Source organism: Flavobacterium sp., assembly GCF_046153165.1.
In the GTDB taxonomy this organism is placed as follows: Bacteria; Bacteroidota; Bacteroidia; order Flavobacteriales; family Flavobacteriaceae; genus Flavobacterium.
In genome coordinates this window covers 1-3,663 of record NZ_JBJXEN010000014.1, presented here as the reverse complement: position 1 = coordinate 3,663, position 3,663 = coordinate 1, and the positions used below count along the sequence as shown (strand labels likewise).

At 31.6% G+C, this 3,663-nt stretch carries 4 protein-coding genes; 1 reads left to right on the top strand and 3 read right to left on the bottom strand.

Annotated features, from left to right (window positions below):
- On the bottom strand, positions 1-446 hold a 446-nt coding region (locus ACKVOV_RS02225; RefSeq protein WP_409205151.1), incomplete at its 3' end, for an SPFH domain-containing protein.
- Positions 447-521: 75 nt separating this feature from the next.
- Positions 522-1,901: an MATE family efflux transporter gene (locus ACKVOV_RS02220; RefSeq protein WP_409205150.1), complete on the bottom strand. Its 1,380-nt coding sequence runs from the start codon at positions 1,899-1,901 to the stop codon at positions 522-524.
- Between the two features lie 193 nt (positions 1,902-2,094).
- On the opposite strand from ACKVOV_RS02220, the gene ACKVOV_RS02215 reads away from it, so the two are divergent.
- Positions 2,095-2,646: a hypothetical protein gene (locus ACKVOV_RS02215; RefSeq protein ID WP_409205149.1), complete on the top strand. Its 552-nt coding sequence runs from the start codon at positions 2,095-2,097 to the stop codon at positions 2,644-2,646.
- Positions 2,647-2,728: 82 nt separating this feature from the next.
- Here ACKVOV_RS02215 and ACKVOV_RS02210 read toward each other — a convergent pair whose 3' ends face one another.
- Positions 2,729-3,601 carry a PPK2 family polyphosphate kinase gene (locus tag ACKVOV_RS02210; protein WP_409205148.1) on the bottom strand — a complete coding sequence of 291 codons (873 nt, stop codon included), beginning with the start codon at positions 3,599-3,601 and terminating at the stop codon, positions 2,729-2,731.
- Between the last annotated feature and the right edge of the window lie 62 nt (positions 3,602-3,663).

The window sequence follows — 3,663 nt, the reverse complement described above, 5'->3', positions numbered from 1 at the left end:
GAATAATCGGCACCAATTGTTTTTAAAATTTTTGGAGCATCGGCTGGAGAAATTCTATACAAAACTGTTAAATCTATAACAACTTCTAATCCATCGTTTGACAAAACACGAATCGCATCATCTCCTTCTTGAGCGCCTTCGCTATGAACTGCCGACATGGTGTAATTTTGTGTTTGTGTATCGAAAATAGTAACATCCATTAATGGATTTATGAGCTGCAATCCACTTTCTAGAACATCTGGTTTTACACTTCCGTAAAGTGATTGTACTCCGACTTTTCCTGCATCTATTTGTTTAAACATTGAAGAAAAAATCCCTAAAGCAATTACAACAATCCCAATAGTTCTTATAATACCTGAGAATTTTGAAAATGGATTATTCAAATTGTTCTTTATTGTAAAACTTACTGCTAATAAAATAATTCCGATAATAATAAATAGTATCATTTTTTAAGATTTAATTTGTTTGGTAATTATACGTTCAAATACTATTTAAGTTACAATTAGTAGGAATTATATTTATTATTTTGAATTTTCTCTGACTAATTTTTTTGTTAGTTTGTAAAAACGAAGGTACAAAAATAGTGCAGCTACTGTTAATCCTGCCAAAAGCCCTATCCAGATTCCTGTTGCTTTAAGTTCTGTATATTTTCCTAAATAAAAAGAAATAGGAAAACCAACAACCCAATAAGCAACAAAGGTTATGTACATTGGAATTTTTACATCTTGTAAACCACGTAAAGCGCCCAAAACAACTACTTGAATTCCATCTGAAATTTGAAAAACTGCTGCAACTAATAACAATTGAGCCGTGATTTTTATAACTTCTACATTATCTATAGCTTGATTTACATCGGTCATATTTAAAAATAAATGCGGTAAAAAATTATGAAAAACCACAAATACAAGAGCAAAAATAGTTTCTAAAATGATTGCTAAAATAAATATAGATTTGGCAACGATTATCAAATTTTTATAATCATTTAGCCCTTTTTGATTACTTACTCTTATCATAGCAGTAACGTTTAAACCCATGGCAAACATAAATGTTGTCGTGGCTAATGTTAATGCAATCTGATTCGCAGCTTGATGATTTTTACCAATAGAACCTGACAACCAAATGGCTGCTGTAAACAAAGTTACTTCGAAAAGCATTTGCATAGCAGAAGGAAAACCAAGGTTAATAATTTTTCTTATAGCCGATTTTCTAATTTCTTTAAAACTAAAATGTTTAAAATATTTTTTCATTTCATGGTTTTTTCTTAACATAAAATGCATAAAAATAACCATCATTATTCTAGAAATTACGGTTCCTAAAGCAGCTCCTATTATTCCTAGCTTTGGGAAAATCCAAATTCCGTAGATCAGAACATAATTAAAAAATACATGGACTACATTTGTAAAAAATATAGCATACATCGAATATTTTGTTTTCGATAATCCATCGGCAAACTGTTTGTAACCTTGATAAATAATTACAGGAATTAGTGAAAAAGCAACCCAATCGATATAAGGTGCTGCTAAATCTACCACTGCTTTTGGCTGATGCATAAGTAGCATTATAGGTTTAGACAAAACTATTAGCATGAATAATACTACACCAATAATGGTACACAAAAACAAACCATGATGAAAAGTAGAACGAATTTTTTTGTCGTCTTTTTCGGCATCAGCTTCTGCTATAATTGGAGTAATTGCTGTCGAAAATCCAATTCCTATCGACATTCCTATAAATATGAAACTATTTCCTAAAGATACGGCTGCCAACTCTGTCGAACCTAGATTCCCAACCATCAAGTTATCTACAATTCCTATTAAGGTATGCCCTAACATTCCTAAAATAACAGGATAAGCTAGTTTTATGTTTTCGGAAAATTCTTTGGTGTACTGAGAAAAATTCAATTTTATATAATTTAGGTTGGCAAAGATAAATAGAACAATTGAATTCTATTGTTACTATTTCAATAATAAAGGCGGCTTTGTAAATAATAAACCAATAATTATATAACAAAACAAATTAATTCTATAAATCTAAGATAGTTCATTACTTTACTTTTGCAACGTTGTTTAACAAATACAACACAAAAAATAAATTATGAAAATTACGGAAAAAATTAAGTTTCTATTGGTATTTACAATCTCAATGTTATTTGCAAATAGTTCAAATGCTCAAGAAGTAGAAAATACAAAAAACTATGATCAAGGATTTCGTTTAGGATTAGGGGTAAATGCAGGATATGCATTTGCAGATCCATACAAATTGGCTTTAGGCGCTGATGCTCGATTACAATACGATCTTACAAAAAGATACTCTCTAACCTTGACAACTGGATTTACAAATCTATTTGTAAGTAAAGTAGATGGATCTGATTTGGGGTTTATTCCTGTAAAAGCTGGATTTAAAGCTTTCGTTTGGAATGACCAATTTTATTTTATGGGTGAAGCTGGAGCTGCTTTTGCAGTGACGAATGATTACAATAAAACTTCATTGCTACTAGCCCCTAGTATTGGTTATGCGACAAAACGTATTGATATTTCCTTACGATATGAACACTACAATGACTTTGCACGACTTAATAACGATGGTTCTCTAGGTAAAGGTTTTGGACAATTAGGAGTTCGTTTAGCATACGGTTTTGAATTATAAAAATTCACTGAAAATAAAAAAATGCGCTGTAATTCAGCGCATTTTTTATATCTATTTATTTTGTAGATTAAATACTCACTACTTATTCTAACTGTTTTTTAAATTCCGCAAAATTCGCTTTCACTTTAGGATCTAATTCAGGTTCTTTAATATCCGTGAGTTTTTGCATTTCCTCCCAAATGATTTTTGCAACAATATAACGCGCCATTTCCTTATCGTCGGCAGGAATAATAAACCAAGGTGCCATTTCGTTAGCTGTTTTGTTTATCGCTTCTTCATAATAATGCATATAATCGTCCCAACGTTCCCGTTCTTTCATATCGCCTGCAGAAAACTTCCAGTTATCTTCTGCATTTTCTAAGCGATTTAACAATCGTTTGCGTTGCTCTTCCTTACTCATGTGGAAATAAAATTTCAAAACAACCGTTCCGTTTTGAGCAATGTGTTTTTCAAAATTATTAATCTGCTCGAAACGATTTTCCCAAAATTCGGGTTTTATATCTTCCACTTTTTCTATACCTGGTAAATTCTCATACATAATATATTCAGGATGCACGCGAGTGACCAAAACATTCTCGTAATGCGTTCTATTAAAAACGGCAAACTTCCCTTTTTCTGGCAAAGCCAAATAATGTCGCCACAAATAATCATGCTCCAACTCGGTCGAATTCGGCGTTTTAAAACTATGCACGACCACACCACGCGGGTTAAATTCCTTAAAAACTTCCCGAATCAAACTATCTTTTCCAGACGTATCCATGCCTTGCAAACAAATCAAGAAACTGTATTTATTATGAGCATACATCGCATCTTGCTTCTTACTCAATTTTATTTGAACCTTGTCTAAAGCTTCTTCTTTTTCATCATCATCGGCATCAATTTTTAGCTCGGTCGGAATTTTAGACAACTCAATTTTATCAGTTACTTTAAAATCATCAGGATTTATCGAATTCATATTCTTTGTTTTATATTTGTTTTTTTAAGAGCTATTTCCTGCTGTACACTCTATCTTTCTCT

Excerpts from the sequence above, each read along its gene's own strand:
- ACKVOV_RS02215 (WP_409205149.1), top strand. The coding sequence starts at position 2,095 with ATGAAAATTACGGAAAAAATTAAGTTTCTATTGGTATTTACAATCTCA.
- ACKVOV_RS02210 (WP_409205148.1), bottom strand. The coding sequence starts at position 3,601 with ATGAATTCGATAAATCCTGATGATTTTAAAGTAACTGATAAAATTGAG.